The following is a 23,416-nucleotide window of genomic DNA, read 5'->3' as shown; positions in this document are numbered from 1 at the left end:
ACTCATAATGATTCTAAGATATATAATTTAGAGCCATATATCTTAACTTACTGTCCTTACAAATGTAGCAGGTTCATATCATAAACCCGTCCCCTCCTGAATTTTAGGAGGGGTGCCGACAGGTGGGGTGGTATTTTTGCTTTTAAAAGCGATTTCCCTGTATTCTTCTCGATTTTGAATTATCTCTAAGTAAGTTATTAGTATCTTACTTTTGTTATTCATGTTTATTTTGTCAAATATTTCTAAGCAAGCTGAGAATCGTCTTGATACTCATATCTTGATAACTGATACTTTTCCGGCTTTTCCAGGTTATGTTTTGCATAGTTTTAATCCCCATACATGCTGCCCAAACTGTTGAGCCGGCAATTCAACAATTATGTCACTTCCTTCGTGTACAAATTTCAAAGAATCAACACCACCAAGAGCTTTAATTTCTATAGGATTAAATTTACTTGCCTGAGGTAATATTATCTTTCCGCTTTCAGGCCAACTCACAAACCAGGCATATAGTATTCCATCTTTTTGAGTATAGCGAATGGCATTGGAATCGTATTCGTTTATTTTTGAACCACCACGAAGCGAATTAAGCTCGCCGGCACCATAAATCTCCCAGGGTGTTGATCCTTTTATGCCCTCTGCATTCACTTCCATCCATTGACCTAGTTCCAACAATAAATTTTCCTGTGCCTTATCCAATGTTCCATCCGGTCTTGGTGCAATATTGAGCAACATATTGCCATTACGGCTTACCAGATCGATAAAGCAACGCAGCACTGCATTAATTGGATAGGCAGCTGTTTCGCCAGAATACGCCCACCTGCCATTCGCTGTAAAGTGAGCTTGCCATGGACGAGTTGGAATGCCTTCCTCAAGGTTTTTTTCAGTATCGTAAACAGCTTCACCTTTTAACATGGCATCGCGCTTCCAGGATAATACTACTTCCTTATCCCAGTCTATACTTTTATTGTAATAGCGAGCAAGTGTGCGATACAGTGCGTCGCGGAAGTATTCTTTTTGATATTCAGAATGAGCATCACATATACCTCCATCCACAAAAATATAATCAGGCTGGTAATTATCGATCAGTTCGTTCATTACAGATTCCCATTTTAAGGCATCTTCGGGCCGTGGCGGATCAAGATCTCCTCGTCGCTTACCATAGAGCCCTTCATAGGCGCGATCCCAGGTATCAAACTCAGGTCGAAAGGTATAGTATTTCCAGTGGCGACCGTAATGGGTTGACACACCTGTTTTAATCCCCTTGCTGCGCATGGCTGCAGTTAGTTCACCTACTACATCACGCTTTGGCCCCATTTTAACAGAATTCCAATCAATGACCTTTGAATCCCACATGGCAAAACCATCATGATGTACAGCTGGAGCAGCAAAATAGGTGGCACCAGATCTCTTCACCAAATCAGCATAATAATCAGCATCAAACTTCTCCATTTTTAGCAATGGTATAAAATCCTTGTAGCCAAATTCTTTTAGCGACCCGTAGTTTTCTTCATGATAAACCCTGGCTTTCTTTCGGTGTTCTTTTCCTTTAATGGTTGGGTTATCATCTGCAAAGTACATGCTAGAGGCATACCACTCATTCCCATAAGGAATTACAGAGAAAGCACTCAGATGCATAAATATACCTAATTTACCCTCACTATACCATGTCGGCACGCCGTAAGACGCTATTGATTCATGGCTTGTATTATACGTTTTTTGAGTTCCCCTGCGAGAACTGTTGCTCTTTCTGCCATCACAACTAAGGAGTGATACCAATATTAAAACAGAGAAATAAGTAATTAATTTTTTCATTATCCTAGCATTAAATTTTTCATTTTACTAATCATCAAACGACTTACCATCCGTCACTCCCTCCCAATCATCGGTTCTGAAAGGAGAAGCCGGTAAGCCCTCTTTATTGTATAGGTTAAATTCAGACGGATTACGTGACCAGGCAAAGCGCACAGCTACTGGTTGATCGACATTATCTGACCAGACAATCACCTTATCACCCTCAATTTTTGCTTGAGCCCAATAGAATTGTTTATCCTCACCTGCCATTTTAAACTCATTTACATAACCATGCTTGCTATTTACCACCAGTCCAGAACCAATATGATCAAAGCTAATAATGGCTTTATTGCCTTCTATCTGCATTGATTGATAGATAGGTCCGGAATGAACAATATCCTTACCATAAGCTACTTTTAAGGCAGATAACATTAATCGATTCCCAACATCCTGTTTGTTTTTGGGGTGAATATCGTTAGCCTCTCCAATATCAATAGCTACAGCCATACCTGTATTTTCAATATTAAGCGTCTTTGTCTGGCTTTCGCGCAGTTCGGCCCAGGCGTCCTCTTTTGGCATCTTTTCAGCCTGTTGATAGTTGGCCAATTGTACAAATAATAAGGGGAAATCACCCTGTTGCCAATCCTCCCGCCAGTTGTTAATCATGTTTGGAAAAGTAAGAGCATACTGTTTCCCTCGTGCTGCATTGGACTCACCCTGGTACCAGATCACACCTTTGATACCATAAGGAATGAGGGGATGAATCATGGCATTGTACAACAAGCTGGGGACATCATTGGGGAAGGGTTTAAAATCAGGTATAACAGTATCAACTTTAAATTGCCAGTCTCCACTTAAAGGTATTTTCTTTTCCCCAAGTTGGAAGAACATCTTGTCAGCCTTACTGGCAAAACCGCCTTTGTAATACTTGTCTTCTACACGAACTGTAATATTGTTTTTACCTGTTTTTAGTAGTTGAACTGGAACAGAATAAACACGTTCTTCTTCGTTGGCCCAACTCATTCCTCCTACTTTTACACCATTCACCCATGTGATATCCGAATCATGAATTTGCCCTAAGTGCAATTGGGCGATGCTGTCTAATTCTAGTTCTGTTAAACTAAAATCAAAGCTAAACCACACGCGGCCATTCAGGCGATTGTAACCAGCATTTTCCCATAAAGTTGGTAGATTCATACTCAACCATTCGCTTCTGTCCGTATCGGGCTTCATCCATTGTTCCTGCATGCCCCTTTTCTTATCCGGAAAACCTCCCAAGGCTACCTTTAGGTCATCTTCATATTTTTGAGCTACCGTGTTTACATTGTAATTATCAATCCTTTCTCCAAAATCCTCATATTTTGGCAACTTTGTTATGGATGCTTTTGACGTCCAGGTTTCAACGCATGTACCACCCCACGCGGTATGTATCAGCCCAATGGGCACATCAATTTCCTTCTGTAAATCACGGCCAAAATAATAGCCAACAGCAGAGAAGTTAGTTACTGTTTCAGGTGTACAAACCTTCCATTTGGCAAAGGGAATAGAATCAACAGGAACATTGCTGACACTACGTGGCACTTCAAACAAGCGGATATTTGGGTAGTTGGCCGCTTTGATCTCCTGCTCTGCATTATTGGATTTTGAAACCGGCCATTGCATATTGGATTGACCAGAGCAAATCCAGACATCGCCAATCAGAATGTTCTTTAGTACCACTTCATTTTTTCCACTTATGGTCATCTTAAATGGGCCACCAGCTTGCATGGGCTTCAGTAACAAAGACCACTCTCCGTCTCTATCAGCATTGGTTTTTAGTTTTTGTCCCTTAAAAGTCAGCGATATTTTTTCTCCCGGATCAGCACTCCCCCACACTTTCAAATTTAAGTTACGCTGTAATACCATGTTGCTGGTAAAAACATCGGCTAGCTTTACATCGGCTTTTCCGATAAATGTCGTAAATACCAGGGTTAAAAGGAATGTTATTGTTTTATTCATTTTGAAGCTTTTAAATTTAACTAAACACAGAGACTCAAAGGCGCAGAGATTAGTATTGAAAGTTTAGTTTTTGGTTTGCTGTGATAAATTCTGAATTTCTAAATCTGTGAACTTTGTTTTCTCGAAGTTGGAAACTGCTTAATGCCAGTTCTCCATAAAGCACTTCAAGCGTAACCTTAAACCCTTTGCCATCTTGTGTAATTTCACACATACCCCAGGCTGAGCCATTGGACCAAAAGTATTTGCCTGGTTTATCGGTAAATTGGATGGATTTATCAATTGCTGAATATTGAAACCCACTTTCGGCAATGATACCTGCCCACGAAGCCATAGCTCGTGCATAATGATGCCCGCACTCTGCTTCATCAAATGGGTTTCGCTTTTGTCCGTCGTAACGGTCACGTATGTTTTTTATACACTCCACTCCTTCCTGCTCCATGCCTTCGTACAACATGCCAATGGCAGCTGTGTACTCAAATCCAGTCATGACTTCCGACCAGTAAGGGAATGGGCTTTTCGGACGGCCACCCTTTGGCCAGCTAGCCATCAGTAAGGCTTTCTCATCACCCATGGCGTAGGAACGCATGTTATTAAAATGCTCGTACATATCTTCACACTGGTTGTATTTAAGAATACTCTGCAGGGTAGTTTTTACATTTTGTTCCTTCACCAGATAGCCTAAACCCAATACATGAGCCATATATTGACCAACCAGTTGATCCACCAAACAACCTGTTTCCAGTTGAAATTCAGGATTGTCAATTGACTTACTGCCCATGCTTGACATCAGCCCTTTGGCTATATCATCTTTACTATGTGGTGTTTGTATTTTATGCACATAATACTCACCATTGAATAAGTTCTCATCGGTCCAGGCTGACCCATTCTTGTATAGCTTCTTACATTTCCTGGCAAACGTTTTATCATTGACATGAAGCGCCATTTGTTCGGCTGCCTTTAAAGCACCCAAATACCAAATCTGCATCTGTGGATTAGGTCCAAAATATTCCACATCCATAGTGTTGTGCTGCACCCCTTCCATCACTCCATCCACATCACCATCCCAGCCATTCTCCACCCAGGCAAAAGCCAGAGCAGATTTCACTTTGGCCCAGTACTGATTCAGGAACTCATCATCACCTGACAATTGCCATTCACGGTAAAACTTCATAATGGTGCCCATTTGTCCGTCAGCCGCTGCCACATCAATACCAGAAGCACCTTCCATCAGAGGAAGCTTTGTTCTGAAGCCCATGTGCCCCTCAGGGTTCATAGCATACTTAAACTCCACCTCTCGCATGCCTTTGGCTAAATCGTTAAACAGGAATGCTGTGGCTTGCTCGTAATTCCAAACATGTGTACATGAGCCGAAACAAGAACCAAAGCGGTCCATAACCCCTTCCCAACCAAACAGGTATCCATCGGCAGTACGGAATACCGTTTGTGAGCGTAATGTGCTTAGGTTGAATAAAGCCGCTTCTTTGACGACCTCAGGATAAGCACTCTCTTGCAGAGCATTTACAAACGAAAGTGTTTGCTCCGTTAACTCCGGTAAGCGTTCTACTTCTTTTTCGATCACATCCCAGGCATCTTCATATTGTGTGGAATAATAATTCGTCAATTTTTCAGACGACCAGGCATAACGATTCGGGAAATTCCATGTCAGGTAGAAAGTGAATGTTTTTGTTTCTCCTGCTTTTAATGTTTTGGATACCGCTAAAGAAGCCATTGGGTCAGCATCATAAGACTTATCTTTCTCGCTTAACAGCCCATCTGCACTAAAATCATCGAAGAAATCAAGCACGCTGCTTCCCCAACGGTTGTGACCTGAACTTGTTCTGTAGGTTATATTACCATGGCCTTTGGGAGTTGAGATAGCAAACGTTCCCCAGGCCGCATCATCCTTGTCCACACCTTCGGAATACATGTAAATACCCTGAAGTTTTTCTGTAGTTTTAAATTCGTTTTTATTGTCTTTTGCACCTATTGGAATATAGTCCCCTTTCCAGTCAGAAGTATGCTTCCTACCATCTTTACCAATAAAATTGCGGATATTACCCGAAACAGCCACTTCAATAGTTTCATTTGTTGTATTGGTTACCTCGTATTTTAATATTGCCATTGGAATGCCTGAGGCATCAGCGTCCGCAGGAACCAATGGATTATAACCTACGATTTTCACATCCACCGGCATGGTTTTATCCGCCAGATTGACGATACCAAAGGGATAAGTGGTTTCAAATGAAGCTTCACGGAAACGGGGAAAACCATGGTGATCAACCGAGCGTCCTTCGTAATGCTGATAATCGGCATAATGAATAGGACCTAACAGAGCCTTTGTATTCGGCTTCTCATCTTTCTTTTTAGTATAAATGGCAAAAAAAGGTGCATCGTTACCAGTGGTCACCGTGCTAAAGCCTTTTGCCGGTACGTTCATCACTTCCCAGTCTTGCAGTTGACCTGACCCTCCCAAGGAAACGGTTCCTGTACCAATACCTCCAATGGGTAGGGCGATGCGGTAAAGATGGTCTTGGTCGTATTTTTTTAAGGGTGTTATCTTATTGCTTAATAATTCTGTTTGAGCTGATACATTCACCACGCAAAGAATGGAGGTGAGTAACAGCAAAGCGTTAAATAATTTCATTGTTTGATTGTTTTATTGCAGAGATCATACATTTACGTCACACCAATATCATAAAGCTTGTATAAAAGACAATGCCAGATTGCCAACTCTGTTTGTGTTTTGATAATGCTTATCAAAGTGAGTTGGCAATCTTGCATATGTTGCGCTATTTATGATTCTACGGCTGTACCAACTGATATTTCCTGTCGTACAAATCCACCTGCTCACGTCTCCATTTGTTTCCTTCCTGGTACAATACCTGTGGACGTGTAATATCCCAATCACCCAGCTTTTTTAGCATCAATTCAACTAACTCCCGGTTTTCATCGGCTACATTGTTTTGCTCAGCAATATCTTTTGACAGATCATAAAGCATTGGTAAACGATCCGGCAATCGTACCAGTTTCCAGTTTCCTTCACGAATACTGGCACTGATGGTGAAACGCCAGAGCATTTCGTCATGCGGACGTCCCGCCTCTTCTCCATTAACATACGGGAAGATATTTACGCCATCCAGTTTGGCTTTGGCATCAATGCTACCACCGGCTAAAGCAACAAAAGTGGGTGTTAAATCAAGACTTGATATAGGATGATCAAACTCAGTACCTGCCTTTAAGTGCTTAGGCCAAGTCATCGTAAATGGCACACGGATACCGCCTTCCAAGAGGGTACCTTTTGCACCACGTAATGGCATATTTAAAGATGCATTATGATGGCAAGGACCACCATTATCGCTAAAGAAAACAATAACAGAATTGTCGTATAGCTTTTGCTTTTTCAATTCCTCAACTATCCTTCCCACATTCACATCCAGACGATGTACCATGGCGCAATAGGTACGGCGTTTCTCATCTTTTACATGGGCGTACAACTTCAAGTCATCTTCAGTAGCCTGCATGGGTGCATGAGGAGCATTAAACGATGCATACAAAAAGAAAGGTTCATCTTTATGACGTCTAATAAAATCAACACATTCATCACCTTTATCATCGGTAATATAAGTGATGGGTTGAGGCTCTTTATAGTTACACAGAATCTTGTATGGATAAGGTTTACCTTTGGGGTTAACAGGTACATAATTGTGACCACCGCCCAGGTAACCCCAAAACTCGTGAAAACCTCGCTTTAAGGGATGAAAATGCTCTGCTTCGCCAAGGTGCCACTTGCCTATTAAACCATTGACATAACCCAGTTCAGCCAGGCGGTCAGCTATGGTTGTTTCATCAACAGGAAGGCCGACAAAGTTCTCATCAAACTGTGGTAAATCAACGATTGGGTTGTTATCGAAACCAAAATTTACCTGGTTACGACCTGTCATTAAACCTGCTCTTGATGGTCCGCAAACCGGTGCCGATACGTAGCCCTGCGTAAAGGTTACGCCGGCGTTGGCTAACGCATCAATATTTGGCGTTCTAATTTGGGTACTACCAGTAAAACCCACATCTCCGTATCCTAAATCATCAGCTAAGATGATGATGAAGTTGGGTTTATCAGTTTTATTTTTAGCCCTTATATTCAAGGACAGAAAAATCAGTAAAAACACACTGAAAATGATAGACAACTTATTAAGTACCATAATTATATATTTTCTTTTTTTATACCTATTCTCTTCTTTCCGTTCAACCCACGGAGGCTTTAATCTTACCTTCGCCTCAAGCCGGCTGGGCTCTTCATTTTTGCCTTGATGCAAAAACGAAGCAAAAAGATCAAGGCTCCCAAAGAAATGTCTTTGTTATTTCGTTTTAATTGTAATGCTTGCTGTTTTCAGGCCTTCGCTCTTTACTTTCAGCTGAATATCTCCTGTCTCGTTCATTGATTGAACTGTCACTACCAACTGACCATTAAAAGCTTTCATGGTTGGCTTATGAAACATTTCCAATGAGGTGGCATCACCATTACAAACGGCTTTAAATTGACCGGCTCCTGTTACTTCAAATTCCAGTTGGTTGTTGGCATGCGGACACAGATTGCCATCTTTATCAACCACCGAGACCGTCACATAGGCAAGGTCTTGCCCATCGGCATGAATGTTCCTCCTGTCTGCACTTAATTCGATGTGATGGGCTTTGCCTGCCGTATGCACTTCTTTTTCAGCTGCAACTTTGCCCTTATCATCATAGGCCACTACTCTAATGGTACCTGGTTCGTATTTCACACCCATCCACATTAAGCGGTAACGATGCTGCTTACTCTTATCCTTTGTTTTTGTGCGAACACCCTGACTGACGCCATTGACAAATAACTCAGCACTGTTGTAATCGGTGTAAACAAAAACAGGGGTTATTTTCCCTTCGCGCCCTTCCCAGTTCCAGTGTGGTAGAATATGCAAGGTTTCATCCTTTGTATTCCAGCGACTGCGGTACAGGTAGTAACGATCTTTTGGCAAGCCCGCTAAGTCGCAAATTCCAAAATAGGAGCTGCGCGATGGCCAGAACTGATCGAACGGGGTTGGTTCACCCAGGTAATCAAAACCAGTCCATACAAACTCACCAATTACCCAAGGCTTATCATCCTGCAATACAAAGTCATCATCAGGTAAATTAGACCAGCCACAATACTCAAGGTCGTATGACGAACATTGATAGGTATCTCCATAAATAGCTTCTTTCTGTTCTATAGAGGCATTGTAATCGTCCTTAATTGGCATTACCGGAAAGCGGTAAAAACCTCTGGAGCTGACAGTCGAAGCTGTTTCAGAACCCAATAGCATGCCTTGTGGAAATTTCTCATAAGCTTCATCATAAAGGTGAACGCGGTAATTCAAGCCAGGTATATCCATCACAGCTCCAAAGCCACTTTTCATGGTTGCTTCTACCTGATCCATCCCCACCGTCACCGGGCGCGTCGGATCTTCGCGATGAAAAATATCCTGTAACCATCTTGCTCGCTCCACACCTTCTTTGCCCCATTGGTCGGGCACTTCATTACCTGCACTCCACATTACAATACAGGGGTGATTGCGTGTTGCGTGCACCAAGTTCACCACATCTTTTTCAGCCCACTCATCAAAAAACAAGTTATAGCCGTTCTTCATTTTAGGCTTTTTCCACTCATCAAAACTCTCGGCCAGAAACAAAAAGCCCATTTCATCACATAGCTCCAACTGCTCCAGCGATGGCATATTATGAGAAGAACGAATGGCGTTACAGCCCATGTCTTTCAATATCGTTAACTGCCTTTTCAAGGCGGCTTTATTAACAGCTGCGCCAAGCGGTCCCAAATCATGATGCAGACAAACGCCTTTAAACTTAGTCACTTTATCATTCAATAAAAAACCACCTTTATCGGGATTGTATTCTATTTTGCGAATGCCAAAGCGAACGGTTTCCCTGTCCTTAAGCTGATTGTTTTGATACAAACTTAACTCGGCATAATACAGATTGGGTGTGTCCACATCCCAGATAGCCGGGGTATCTACTGTTAATGTTTGTTCTATTTCACCACCATCACTTGTACCTGATTGATGACGTGCAACAATATTGCCTGCACCATCTTTGATAATCGTCTCAACATGGCAATCACGGCCATTGATTTTGCTATTAATAGTAATGGTAGCGCTTTCTGCAGACACATGAGGAGTCGTTATAAAATGTCCCCAGTGCTTAAAGGAAACTTCATCTTTAACAATTAGTTGCACCTTTCGGTATAAGCCCGCACCGGGATACCAGCGCGATGAATAAGGCAAATTCTCCAGGCGAACTGCCAAAAGGTTATTACCTTTTTGAAGATATTGGCTTATGTCAAAATAGAAATAGTTATAACCGTTCTTCCACTCACCTACCTTGGTGCCATTGATAAAAACCTGAGGCTGACTCATAGCGCCATCAAATGTCAATAGTACTTTCTTTCCTGTTTTAAAATCAGGAACAGTAAAAATTTTACGATACCACCCCACACCTACATGTGGTAAAGCACCCGTTCGACCGGTTTTTTCAGTGGCTATCTTTTCATTATTCTGCTTGATGATACCACTCTGTTTATCTACCTCATGGTCAAAAGGCCCTTTGATGGCCCAATCGTGCGGCACTGTTACTATTTCCCAATTATCTGTGTTAAAATTGAGTTGTTCTGCTCTCTTGATATCTTCATTAATAAATTGCCAATTACTATCTAATACTTCTACTCTGCGACTACCTTGTTGAACAGTACAACTGGTAGCTAACAGTCCCAGAAAAATTAGATGAATTATAATATGCTTCATAAGTTTCATTTTCCTGATAGACTATTGATGGCCTTGTTTATACCTGTCTGATGGCTTGTAATCCTGGATAACTCCGCCCTCAGGAAAAGCTTCATTATCACTGCGGTTTTTAAAAGCCTGTTCCATCAATTCAACAATTTCAGGATGTTCAGCTGCAATATTATTTTGCTCCTTAATATCAATATCCAGATTATACAATTCTGTGTTTGAATCTATACCATAGCGTACACCCTTCCAGTTACCGATACGTGCCGACTGACGGAATCCCCCTTTAGGCATCGTGCGAAACCAGCCATCCAACTGAAATTCCCAGTTTAAGAATTCATGCTCCGCTTGCTCCTCGCCAGTTAAGGCAGGTAGAATGGAAACACCATTGGATGCTTCCGGTGCTTTAGTGCCAGCCACTTGGGCAAATGTTAGCATCAGATCCTGAGCACTTGCGATATGATGTGACAGGCTGGCTGCTTCTATGTGGTCTTTCCAATAGGCAATCATTGGTACACGAATACCGCCTTCGTACATATCACGTTTTATGCCTTTTAGTTTCCCGTTGCTCTTAAAGAAGTTTGGACAGTGACCATGACCTTCTTTATGAGCCCCATTGTCACTAGTAAAAATAATCAAGGTATTATCCAACTCACCCATCTCTTCCAGCTTGGTCAGCATACGTCCAACCTGCTTGTCCAGCAAGGTTATTTTCGACGCGTGTAAACGCTCTGCTTCCGGCCAGTCCTTATCCTGATAAAGGGTGTTATTACCAATGGTATATTCATGCCCATGCGGTGCACGGTAAGACATAAACAGGAAAAATGGTTGATCAGTATTGATAGTATCCAGCCAGTTAAAAGCCAGATTAGTTCTGAAATCATCCTTACATTCCCATTCGTTCACATGGTAATAAATCGAATCTTGCTTCCCATTAATCCAATGCATCTGCTCGTCATAAGCTTCTCCCCCAAATCGAGAGCTCCACTGCTCTTGCACAGCATAATCAAATCCACGATTAAAAGCCCAGGTGGATAAATCGTTAGGTGCACACAAATGCCACTTACCTACAAATCCGGTTTGGTAACCTGCTTCACGCAGCATCTCGGCCATGGTTACATCGCTGTTTTTAAGTGCTACCCGCATCCATTGGTCATCACCATAATACCCGCTATTACCACGTATAGTATTGTAGGATGAGGACTTACCCGTCATCAATACGGCTCTGGATGGCGAACAGACTGCGTTACCCGCATAAAAATCGGTAAAACGCATGCCTTGTTCAGCCAAACTATCCAAAACAGGTGTTTGTATAAGTTCTTGACCATAACACCCTAATTCGCCATAGCCCATATCATCGGCTAAAAGTAAAAGTATGTTAGGTCGTTTATTTTCTTGTTGAGTTTGTGTCTGACTACCACATGAGGCAAACAGACTAAGCATCAAGATTGACAATAGTAATTGCAGATTCTTCATTGATGTGATGTTTTATACAGTTTTTAACACGCTTAACGTGTTCCTTCGTTGTTTTTAATTCGAGCTATTTCGGCCTGCATCATTTTAACCAGCTTCTTCTTTTTATGGGCAATATTTACTCTCTCACCCACATCGCTTGATAAATCAAATAATTGAGGTTCGGTGGATGTACCTGCTTCAATGTTTTTTTCTTCTTTTATCCAGGCTGCTTTTTTATTGGTTGGATGGATATACTTGTAATTCCCGTGACGCAATGAAAGAGTTACCGATTCTTCCAGCAGAAAATCACGTCCTTCATCTGATTGGCCCGCAAAAGTTGACCACATGGGGTAACTGTCGGGAGCTTCTGTGGCTGCTAGTTCATGTCCGATTAATTCAGCGAAGGATGCATACAAATCCGTGTGAGTAACTAAAGCATCACTTTCTTTTGCTTCAATGGTGCCCGGCCAATACACAATGGTTGGCACACGGGTACCTGCTTCGAAAGCGCTATATTTATTTCCCCTGTATGGACCTGCCGGTTGATGTTTCCCCAGCAAATCGACCGCTTCATCGGAATAGCCATCATCAAGCACCGGTCCGTTATCGCTCGAGAATACGATAATGGTATTTTCACTCAGACCACGCTTCTCCAGATGTTTCACCAACTCACCGGTGATATAATCCATTTGTACAATAGCATCGCCACGCACCCCCATGTTGGTAGCGCCAATAAACGGGGCATCCGGCAAGCGTGGCACATGTATATCATGAAAGGCGAAATACAGGAAGAATGGCTCCTCCTGGCTTTCGTCGATAAACAAACGTGCTTTATTCAACATCTGGTAGGGTACTGTTTCATCTCTAAAGCGTGCCGAATTACCTCCAGACATATAACCGATACGGCTAACGCCATTCACAATGGTTTTACCATGAAATTGATCTGAAGGATAGCGCAATAATTCAGGATTTTCTATCCCTGTAGGGTCCGTTCCCACCTTTTTTTTGTAATTGATTTCAATGGGATCTTCCGGATCAAGGCCCACCACGTGATGATTCTCAAGCATAACAGAAGGCACACGGTCGCCGGTTGAAGGAATAAGGTAACTGTAATCAAAGCCGATTTCAAGCGGGCCCGGAGCCACCTTGCCATTCCAATCTACATTTCCATTACCCAACCCCAAGTGCCATTTACCAATAACGGCTGTGCGATAACCGTTCTGTTTTAACATACCTGGCAGAGTTGGCCTGTCGGTACTAATCAATAAGGGGGCATCACCGGGTAATACAGCCGCATCCTTACGGAATGCATAACGTCCGGTTAGCAATGAATAACGAGATGGTGTGCAGGTAGAAGCTGAGCAATGGCCATCGGTGAATTTAACACCGCCATTGGCCAGTTTATCAACATTTGGGGTTTGTACTTCAGTAGCCCCATAGCAACTTAAGTCGCCATACCCTAAATCATCCACGTAAATGATAACGATATTGGGTTTAGTATTCTGAGCACTAACAAGACTAATAAGCAGCAGGCTCAATATGATTAAAGATAGTTTCTTCATATCCGTTTCTAAAAATTTGACATTTTATCAATTTTAAAACTACCTATAAAGCATGTTAAATATGTCCACAGATTAATCAATGGCTATCTGATATATGGCAAAGACGTTTTTGTGTTAGTTTTAGTGTTAATTTGTGCACCTTTCTTGATAAGCCTTATGGCCTTTTTATTGATTTACAACACAATAATTCGTTTTGACTGTTGTTTACCAAATGTGACAACCTGCACAGTAAACATTCCACTTCTATGATTAGTCTGCTTGATCTCTACTCGTTTACCCGACAGCATTTTGCTAATTTCTTTGATTCAGCTAATGAACCATTTAATGATATTAGCCTTAATCAGATAAAATAGCTTGATAATCACACATATTTTATCTGATTATATTATTAATTATCTATTTAGAATGCTCTTCATCTCCTCATCATTCTTAAAAAAAACTTCAATCATCTTCTCTTTCCAATTTTCATCATAATCGTTCATGTAATCCTTTGCCCAAAAAGGAATTTCAGTACTGCTGTTTAAATCCATCATACTAGTTTCAAAAGTATTATCGATACAATAAGTTTGTTTACTTTCGCCATAGAACATACGATACGGCTCAATGAATTTCATATGGTTATTGGCAACTAATGTTTTATTGGCCCAGGGACCGCCCCAATTATCCATTTGTATAAATGTTCGGTCAATATCAGCACTTTCTTTCACAGGAAATACAAACAGATTGTGATGGATAAAGTTATCCTCAACCGGACCTGAAATGTGCATACAAGGCGAGAACCAACCACGACGCTCTGTCTGATATGGGCGGATGCCATCGTTGACACTTATATTATAGCGTACAATGGTGTTCTTCGTCCCCACATTGGATGGGGTATTGATCGTATTGCCTTTGTTACAAATCAATAGAAAACCACCGTAATTATCGTGACTGTAATTGTATTGAATAGTCGTATTAATGCAATTCCAGTCTGAATCAAAACCTTGTCCATCCCATTTGGCAGTATGGCCTGATACTTCATTAAACTGTATTAAAGTATTATCAGCACTCCAGGGCCAAATACCAGCAGCTGCTTCTGCATGTGATAGTATATCCGGGCAATCGCGCATTACATTATATTCAATTAGCGCGCCATCGGTTCCTATAGGTACAATGCCATCGCCAGGGATACCTTCAAGGAGATTATTTCTAATGATTACATTGGTAGATGGATGCCAATTATCTCGCCGCGTATAACCACGGGCATTAATCCCGTTACGGGCACAATCTTTAAGATGACAATTTTCAATAATCAAACTGTCAAATGTAGTAATATACTGATCACCATGGTTCTTCCATAGAATTGCCGACCCACCACCTTCACTCTTAACCAGGCTGCCATTGACATCGTGGATAAACAAATTATTCAGGATAATGTGTTTCACTTTACCACAGTTCTCCGCTTCAACAATTACTCCTCGTCTTCCATTCTCACGCTCTGCTCCGCTATTGGTAATCTCAAGATCACGCAATTCTACATAAGCCATATTGTAAATATGAACGGCTGACTTATGCATTCCGGCAGCATTAATCACCGGTCGTTCATCGCCGCCATACCTGGCTATCACTATTGGCTGTCCGGGCTTACCAATGCCCTTTGGTTTTAGCTGACCTGTATAGGATGTTCCACTCTTAAATAATACATGGGTTCCAGCCTTCAAAGTCAGCTTGTTTATTTTCGCAAGACTGGCAAAGGCCTTCTCCGGTTTAAGCCCGGAATTGCTGTCACTGCCATTGTCTGCATCAACGTAGTAGGTAATGGATGCCGGAGCGGGCTGTTTTTGATTTGTTTTATTACAACAGCCTAAAAAAACAATCGCCATCAGGGGCAATACAAGCGTATATTTAAACATTTTGTCGGGTTTTAGTATGAAGAAAAATGGCAGCCCGTGGATCGAACTACCATCTTTAAAACATTTAACTCATTAATACAGAATTAAACCACTCATTATCTAATCAATTCAATCATCAAATCATCTATGTAAATTGGCGGATTTTCAAGATTAGGTGCTTTACCTTTTCCTACCCAATAAGTAATTGAGATAAGCGGAGTTTCCTGACCAGCCTGAATAGTGGTAGGTGTCCAGCCTAACGCTACTGGATCCGGATCCAGATTATTTTGAGCCAAATCACCTGTTGCCGGAAATTCGTAGGACACTTCTGTCCATTCCGGCTTAGCTGCCATCTGGATACCAAATAAATTACCATTCTTAGTATTAACAGCTGTAGGTAACAGGTAGTTATCCACGCCATCTCCTTTACTTGGGTTACCACTTCCATCGCCATCCACGGCAATATGCATTGAAGTAGGTATGTCGCATTTCAACTTATAGCTAATTCTATATCGTTGCCCTTCCAGTAAGGTGAAATTTTTAAAGATAAGCTGAATTGAACCTGCCTGCGAAACATTATTACCAGGATTATTATAAGCAACTACGCCACTCTTCTCCCCGCTTACTGAAGTTGCATCCGTTGCAGTAAAAGCTCCGGGACCACCTGTCGCATCGTACTGAATAATGTGTTGGAAAATATCCAGAGATGATAAATTAAAACCTAAATCATACCCATCAAAATTCTCATTTATTGGATATAAGAAGGCAATCAAAGGATCGCAGTAACCAGTTGTTGTTACTGCAGGTGATTCTCCACAAACTCCAACAGCAATAAGCGTATATTCAGTTGGTTCGGTGGGGGCGTCCACATTATCAGAATAGACTGTGCCAACTACAGCATCACTTAACACAACATCGCCTCTTTTAAGAATGTAATACTGGGCAAAATCCACCGGATCCCATGACAAGTCAACCTTTGCTTCATACTCCCCGTCTGTTGCTGCAAAGTTCACTGGCGTTGGTGGTACCATGGCCATGCGACCTACAGCTGCAGAGGCCGTTTCAGAATCTCCATTGGCATTCTTGGAGTATACTGTATATTCAGTGTCCACCGATAAGGCATCGGTATCCACATAAAAAGTATCGGTTAAGCCCGCTGCCAGCACCTCACCATTTTTGTATAAATCATAAGCTGTTGTTCTCACGGTAGGCAACCAGTTAACTTCTACTTTATCGCAGTAAGCATCGTAAGAAGCTACAACTGCAGCCGGAGCCATAGGACCATCGGTACGTGGTCCGGGCATCAGATTGCTATCCACATCAAATGTACCAATGTTATACTGCTCATCACAACCTGCAAAAACCGTAATGACTGCCAGCAGGAAAAGAAATATATTTTTGTTTTTCATTTTCAAAAATTTTAAAAGTTCATAACCTACCAACCCGGGTTTTGTCCAAGGTTTGTATTAATTGTCGTTTCATTGTAAGGAATCGGGTATAGATACATCTTGTCATCCCACAAGCGATCATCTACCAACTTTTTGCTATAGCTCAATGCACCACCATTGTTGGTAATATCAATACCATAAATATCTTCCGTCACATTGTCCGGATTACTACTATCAAATAATCGCCAGCGACGCACATCCCAGAATCGGTGATCTTCGAATGCCAGCTCCACCTGACGCTCGCGAATAATAGCTGCACGTAATTCAGCTTGTGATAGACCGGAAACTGCAGGTAAACCTACGGCAGCACGCGTACGTACCATGTTTAAAGCCGTTGTTGCATCCATAGCAAAACCAGCTGGTGCACCTGTTGGGCCATAAGCTTCATTTAAAGCTTCTGCCAGGTTCAAATACACCTCCGACAGGCGGAAAATTACCCATGCATGTTCTTTGGTATTTGTATTACTACCAGCAATCGTTATATCCTCACGTACATATTTTTTCAGGTAATAACCTGTTGGTGTGGCATCGGCTAATGGTAAACCATTGGCTCCATCAGTAAATGTTTCAACTGTGGTTGATTTCCATGTACTACCATTCACAATAATCGTTTGTTTTAAACGTGGATCTCGGTTATCATATGGATTAGCCGGATCAAATACTGAACTACCCGATGCCGACCAAACGCCATTGTCTAAAATAACATCATAACCATCTGCAGTTTGATAGGCATCCACCAGATTCTGACTTGGACAGGTAGCATTTCCGTTGGCTCCTTCAAAACCCATTGGAAAATTAGCTTTCTCAAAAGCATTTGAATTGGCTTCCCTTCTTTCAAAAATCAGTTCAGCACTGGTACGGTTATTAAATGAACCCTTTGCCATATCACTGCTGTTGTAATATTGCGCATCAAAGCCATATGCAAAATCGGGGTTAATCAAAAACGCATTGGCAGCTGTTGCTGCCGCTTCCCACTTTGTCACATCACCAGAGATATTATGCAGAGGACTCGCCGCATATAATAAAGCCCTTGCTTTAAGGGCATATACAGCACCCCTTGTAACACGACCAGTTTCTACAAATACCTGGTTGCTCCAGGTAACGGGCAGTTCTTCACTAATAGCATCACATTCCGAAACAATGTAGTCGATCACATCATCAAAGTTGGAGCGCTCAATGTTATTAATTTCGTTCACATCATTAACAACATCTTCCGGCATTGGAATATCACCATAACGCTTAGCCAATTCGAAGTAGAAGAAAGCTCTCAGGAAACGCGCTTCGTATTGAAACTTGTCATAACGTTCCTGTTCTTCTTCATAATCTTCATTGTACTTGTAATCGTCGAAGGTACGTCCATCAATCTGGTCCAAAAATAAGTTAACTGAACGAATACCGGTATAGTATTTAGACCAGTTGTTGTCCAAAGCGTTAAACGCCGACCATTGACCATTCGTAAACTTCTGAATATTGTTACTTTGTTTTACAAATTCAGCTTCATCAGTAGCCGCAGAGCGCATGGTTCCGTCAATACTGGCATAATCATCAGGTAAAGTGCTGTAGATATCTGCCAGAAACTGTCGTGTGCGGTTATAGGTACTAAAGATGGTTTCCGGATCATCGTAAAACGAGTGTTCGGTGTAGTCCAGGAAATCATCACACCCGGTGAAGAGTGTTACCAGAAAAATTGATAATATAATATTTCTAATCATGTCTACCTTTTTTAAAATTAAAATCCTACGCTTAAACCAATATTATACGATGTGAGCGTTGGGTAAACGGCTCCTATTTCCTCAGGATCCATAATCTCAATATTATCTACAGAGAATAAGTTCATGCCTCTGAAGAATACTTTCGCTCTTTTCAACTTCACTTTTTCGACTAATGTCTGTGGTAAGTGATAGTATACTTCTAAAGTACGCAACTTAAGATAGGAAGCATCGCGCTGCCAAACGGTACTGGCACGGTAGTTATTCTCATTCTTCTCAGGTGTTAAACGTGGTAATGTGGCTGTTGAAGCTGTTGCCGGTGTCCAACGGTCATTTGAGAATTCAGAGATGTTGTTGTTATTATACAATGGCCAGAATATACTTGGTGTATTCAGCATAACAGAAACATTGCTGGCGCCCTGGAAAATGGCACTAAAACCAGCTCCTTTATATTCTGCACCCAATGTTAAGGCATAATTCACTTCAGGTAACCAGTTCTTACCAATGGCGACCACATCAAACTCGTCAATTCTGTTGTCACCATTCTGATCGACATACTTCACATCACCCGGTCTTAATACCTGTGTAAAGGTATATTCAACACCATTGTAGATATTATCAACACCGTTTACTTCTCCTTCATTAAAGAAGCCTGCATCTTGCAAACCAAATACCTGACCTACAGAGTGACCTGTTCTGCGTAAGTAATCCCACTCGCGGAATATTTCATTCTGCTCAATGATTTCATTTTGTGCCATTGAGTACTGTGCGCCAATGGTATAACTGAAATCACCAATGTTATCATGCCATAAAGCACCTACTTCAAAGCCTTTGTTCTCTACAATACCATCTGAAACCATAGTGGCACCAACACCTATGACATTAGATGTTGAATTGGCTTCAGAAATCAGAATCTGACTTCGTTCTTCATAGAATACATCTGCATTAAGGCTTAAGCCTCCAAAGAAACGGGCATCCAAACCTACGTTGACTTGTGTGCTTTTTTCTGGTAATACATTAGGGTTGGCACGACGACTCTCCTGTAATCCTCCTAATTGATTATTATTATCACCATACCAGTATTTACCACCACCGCTGAACTTCTGACGGTGCAAATGCTGTTCATTCTGTTCTAAGCCAACTAACCCAGCTGAAGCTCTTAACTTTAATAAGTTAATCGCATCAACACTACTTAAGAAACTTTCTTCTGATACTACCCAACCTAATGAAACAGCTGGATAGAATTGGAACCGATTTTCCTCAGAAAGAATGTTGTTTCCACTGTAAGATGCTGTTAATCCTGCTAGATACTTTTTGTTATAGGCATAATTAACCTGCGCTGCATAGTTTACGCGGTGGAATGTGTTATTTTGACCAAAGGTTGTTTCACTATCAACATGAAATAAACCAAACGTATTGACTTTATGTTTACCCCATTGTTTGTCGTAGTTTAACTTTACAATTCCGTTGGCATGGCGTGCTTGCCCCCCAACACTCGTAGTAAAATCTAATGCGGTATCCTCTCCTCCTGGGGTTGATGTAAAATCATACAACTCACCATTCACTTCATCAATTTTTGCCGTTTTATAAGCGTATGCATAGAATTTTGATTTGTTATCCCAGTACGATACATTATTATCAAATGATACAGATGCTGAAATAGACAAACCTTCAGTCAATGCACTTAAATCCTGTTCCAATGTAATATCACCATAGAAAGTACGCTCGTGAGAAATGGCATAGCCCGTTTCATTTACATCGGCAACCGGGTTATACGGATAGGTTGGCGAACCTCCAAATACACCATTTGCATATTGAATAGGGAATGCATTAGCCGGTGTATCATACAAACGACCGAATAACTTGGATGAGGTTGCTTTACCAGGACGGTTAGTTCCGGAAATACGACCTGCCAGATTAATCTTCATCAAGGTACTTTTGGTTAACTCAATATCCAGGTTCGTTCTTAAATTAGCACGACGATAATTTAATTGTGTTGAAAAGCTGTTTTCATTTCGATCTTGCTTTAACAGCCCATTACCATCCATGTAATTCAAACTAACGAAATAGCGTGTACGGCCTTTACCTCCCTGGAATGTTGAATTAAAATCATGCACAAAACCGGTGTTCTGCAATACTTCATCCATCCAGTTGACATTAGGAAAATACTCAGGGTAAGTACCGTTTTTATAGGCATCCAACTCTTCAGCAGAATACAGGTAGTCCTGTCCATCCAAAGCAAGCGCTTCATTCATAGCACTGGCGTAACCATAGGCATCCAGCATCTTCGGCATTCGGAAGGCTTTATTGGTGCTGTACTCATAAGAGAAATCCACTTTCATGCCCTCATCCATACCTCTTTTTGTGGTTACCAGTATCACACCGTTTGCTCCGCGCTGGCCATAAATGGCTGTTGCAGCCGCATCTTTCAACACGGTTACTGATTCGATTTCAGCAACCGTAAGGGTGGCAATATTTCGTTCAAAACCATCAACCAGTATCAAAGCAGCTGATGTATTATCTAAGTTCGACTGCCCCCTTACAAATAAGTTGGGACCTTGATTCCACCAGTCACCGCCATTTTGCATCACCGTCAAACCTGGAATCTGACCGAACAAGGCATTAGCCGGATTAATGGCAAAATACTTCGATAAATCTTTGGCTGTCGCTACGCCGGTAGCTGATGTTGTTTCATTTGCCGGCTGCGTCACTCCGTATCCTAAATTAACCAGAGTCGAATCGGACTCCTGAGCTGTTACTTGCCCAATGGTCAGTAAACTAAGGCAGGGTACGAAAAGAGCTCTTATTATATTTTTTATATTCATATTCTAACTTTTTTCTGTTTTACATACGTCCCTTTGGTTACCAACCTGGGTTTTGAACCAATCCATAACCTTTCTGAATCTCATTCATCGGGAATGGCAACAAGTACCATTTAGCATCAAAAGCGGTCCACCATAAACGTCGGTTCACATTAATTTCAGGATAGGTATATGTGAATGACCCATCAGCATTTTTTTCAATCCAGACATTATGCAGTGGTTGCGTAAAGGCACTCTCCAGCTTGTGACGCGTCATATCAAACCAACGTACCTGCTCAAAACCAAATTCACAAGCTCGCTCTGTTAATATTTGCTGCACCAATTCTTCGGGTGACCAAGCTTTCACTTCCTCAATATTCTTCAGTCCAACACGGTTACGAACCTTGTTAACGTATGTGTAAGCTTCATTCATATTGCCCAAAGCAGCCATGGCTTCGGCGTACGACAGGTAAATTTCCGGGATACGGATATAAGGAAAATGATGGTTATTAATGGGATAAAAACTATTGGCCCAACCAGGAATGAATTTACGAATAACCGTACTGCCCGAACCATTGGTACGTCGAGGTCCGGCCACATGTTTGGCCCAGCCACCCTGGTTATTCTTCCAGTTTTGCACAGTTTCACCTCCCCAGTCATCATCCAGGCATTGCATGGTTTCGTATAAACGAGGGTCGCGATTAAACTTACGTGCAGCACCACTACCTTCACTTCCTAATGGATCAACTGACTCATCCCAGCCTGATGATGGATCGGTAATAGGCGTGCCATCTGCCATAGGGAACATGCGCATATATTCATTGGTACAGGTGGCTCCACCATAATTCAGGCTGGAGTCGTACATGCTACCTCCCCAACGATTTGCACTTTCGTAGCCATCTCTGATACTTATGAGTACTTCAGTACTGCGTCGTGAGGCATTGGTGCTGAAATTACCCTGGAAATAATACCCTCGGCGATAAGCATCGCGATAGCCCCACACATCTTCTGTTTCAGGCATTTCCATTGCATATCCGCCTTCTGTCTCAATTTTATCGATCAGCGCTTTGGCAGCATCAGCAGCGCGTTGCCAGCGGCTATCACTGTAATTACCATACCACCAATACAACTCGTCTTCGCTGGAATTACCTTTCAGGTATGGCTCTGAGCTATTAAACAGCGGACTGGCAGCAAATAATAATAAACGTGTTTTAAGTGCCATAGCACCGGCCTGAGTGAAACGACCAGCCAATGAACTCATATCTGCCTCACTGAATTGCCATGGTAAATTAGGAATCGCCTTATCCAATAAACTAACAATTGAATCTACAGTCGCTTCTACTGTCATGCGCGGATTTGTAAAATCGTCATCTGGCGAATATACCTTGCCAATCATTGGAACTCCACCATAGTTGCGGAATAGCTCCGTCATATTATAGGCGATAATCACTCTTGCTTCCGCCTTTAGTTGCTCACGGTAACCTTCTGACATATCGGGCACTTTGTGAACATGGTCTAAGAAGATATGACAATTACGTATTGCTTTAAATGTCGTAATCCCTTTATTAGGTGTGTCTCCGTATGGCAAAATACACATAGGTGCTAACCATGCATCCGGGTGATTAGAAGACACATACGAGTTGGCTGAATTTAAGCCACCTGCATAATAAGTAGTCATCGCCGTTCCCCATGATTTAAAGGTATGCGATAAATCAGTAATGTCTTCCTGAAGATCTTGTCCGATAGCATGACTTCGTCCATTTTTTAAGATTCCTGATCGTAATGAACGGTAGGAATTAAATAATACCCGTTCTGCATATTCAGTTGACGAGAAAATGGTGTCAATGGTCACATCCTGTCCTTCAGGCTTCTCTAACGCACCCGGCCCAATATCTTCGCACGATACTGATAAGATGCCAATTACAACCGCCAGAAAAGCGAATTTTAAGTATGTTATATGTTTCATCATCGC

The 23,416-nt window shown here is 41.8% G+C and carries 12 protein-coding genes; all 12 read right to left on the bottom strand.

Translation table 11 applies throughout. The features are described 5' to 3' along the window. Nucleotides 1–309: 309 nt before the first annotated feature. On the bottom strand, nt 310–1,812 hold the full coding sequence (locus ACRD7A_RS14850; RefSeq protein WP_430811967.1) for an alpha-L-fucosidase: 1,503 nt from the start codon (nt 1,810–1,812) through the stop codon (nt 310–312). Between the two features lie 27 nt (nt 1,813–1,839). Beyond that, nucleotides 1,840–3,789: a sialate O-acetylesterase gene (locus ACRD7A_RS14845; protein ID WP_430811966.1), complete on the bottom strand. Its 1,950-nt coding sequence runs from the start codon at nt 3,787–3,789 to the stop codon at nt 1,840–1,842. 49 nt (nt 3,790–3,838) lie between these two features. Beyond that, nucleotides 3,839–6,433 (bottom strand): GH116 family glycosyl-hydrolase, encoded by a 2,595-nt coding sequence (locus tag ACRD7A_RS14840; RefSeq protein ID WP_430811965.1) that lies wholly within the window; start codon nt 6,431–6,433, stop codon nt 3,839–3,841. Nucleotides 6,434–6,590: 157 nt separating this feature from the next. Further along, nucleotides 6,591–7,988, bottom strand: coding sequence for a sulfatase (locus ACRD7A_RS14835; RefSeq protein WP_430811964.1), 1,398 nt, complete (start codon nt 7,986–7,988; stop codon nt 6,591–6,593). A 156-nt stretch (nt 7,989–8,144) separates the two neighbouring features. Next, a complete protein-coding gene (locus tag ACRD7A_RS14830) occupies nt 8,145–10,613 on the bottom strand; it encodes a glycoside hydrolase family 2 TIM barrel-domain containing protein (RefSeq protein ID WP_430811963.1) in 2,469 nt (822 codons plus the stop codon). A gap of 21 nt (nt 10,614–10,634) precedes the next feature. Next, nucleotides 10,635–12,074: a sulfatase-like hydrolase/transferase gene (locus ACRD7A_RS14825; RefSeq protein WP_430811962.1), complete on the bottom strand. Its 1,440-nt coding sequence runs from the start codon at nt 12,072–12,074 to the stop codon at nt 10,635–10,637. 32 nt (nt 12,075–12,106) lie between these two features. Next, nucleotides 12,107–13,615 carry a sulfatase family protein gene (locus ACRD7A_RS14820; protein WP_430811961.1) on the bottom strand — a complete coding sequence of 503 codons (1,509 nt, stop codon included), beginning with the start codon at nt 13,613–13,615 and terminating at the stop codon, nt 12,107–12,109. 392 nt (nt 13,616–14,007) lie between these two features. Beyond that, nucleotides 14,008–15,507, bottom strand: a complete 1,500-nt coding sequence (locus ACRD7A_RS14815; RefSeq protein ID WP_430811960.1) for a right-handed parallel beta-helix repeat-containing protein — start codon at nt 15,505–15,507, stop codon at nt 14,008–14,010. Nucleotides 15,508–15,602: 95 nt separating this feature from the next. After that, nucleotides 15,603–16,895 carry a fibronectin type III domain-containing protein gene (locus ACRD7A_RS14810; RefSeq protein WP_430811959.1) on the bottom strand — a complete coding sequence of 431 codons (1,293 nt, stop codon included), beginning with the start codon at nt 16,893–16,895 and terminating at the stop codon, nt 15,603–15,605. Between the two features lie 26 nt (nt 16,896–16,921). After that, entirely contained in the window at nt 16,922–18,646 is a 1,725-nt protein-coding gene (locus ACRD7A_RS14805; RefSeq protein ID WP_430811958.1) for a RagB/SusD family nutrient uptake outer membrane protein, read from the bottom strand. A gap of 17 nt (nt 18,647–18,663) precedes the next feature. After that, nucleotides 18,664–21,468, bottom strand: coding sequence for a SusC/RagA family TonB-linked outer membrane protein (locus tag ACRD7A_RS14800; protein WP_430811957.1), 2,805 nt, complete (start codon nt 21,466–21,468; stop codon nt 18,664–18,666). A gap of 37 nt (nt 21,469–21,505) precedes the next feature. Then, the gene (locus ACRD7A_RS14795; RefSeq protein ID WP_430811956.1) at nt 21,506–23,413 is read right to left on the bottom strand and encodes a RagB/SusD family nutrient uptake outer membrane protein; all 1,908 of its coding nucleotides are present in this window, start codon (nt 23,411–23,413) and stop codon (nt 21,506–21,508) included. Nucleotides 23,414–23,416: the final 3 nt, after the last annotated feature.

The sequence above is a fragment of the Carboxylicivirga longa genome, assembly GCF_050589825.1.
GTDB lineage: Bacteria > Bacteroidota > Bacteroidia > Bacteroidales > Marinilabiliaceae > Carboxylicivirga > Carboxylicivirga longa.
This window is presented reverse-complemented; position numbering and strand designations above follow the sequence as displayed.